Source organism: Thermoflexus sp., from assembly GCF_040289485.1.
GTDB lineage: Bacteria > Chloroflexota > Anaerolineae > Thermoflexales > Thermoflexaceae > Thermoflexus.
The window spans coordinates 3,755-3,986 of the sequence record NZ_PSLG01000104.1; the positions used below are offsets into that span (position 1 = coordinate 3,755).

A 232-nucleotide genomic window follows, 5' to 3' on the forward strand; every position below is an offset into this window, starting at 1 on the left:
CGCGAGCGTCCTGCCTGCGGGTATGCGGCTCCTCCTCGAGTACAAGTTCTTCGAGCCCGCCTTCTACCACACCGACCTCCCTGACTGGGGGCTGGCCTTCCTGCTGGCCGTCCGACTGGGCCCCCAGGCCCAGGTGCTCGTGGACACCGGCCACCACCCTCAGGGGACCAACATCGAGCACATCGTGGCGGTCCTGCTGGACGAGGGGCGTCTCGGGGGCTTCCACTTCAAC

General features: G+C 68.1%; 1 pseudogene. It reads left to right on the top strand.

Features of this window, described 5'->3' with window-relative positions:
• Window positions 1-22 precede the first annotated feature (22 nt).
• Window positions 23-232, top strand: a pseudogene (locus C4313_RS11245) (sugar isomerase); the annotation flags it as partial.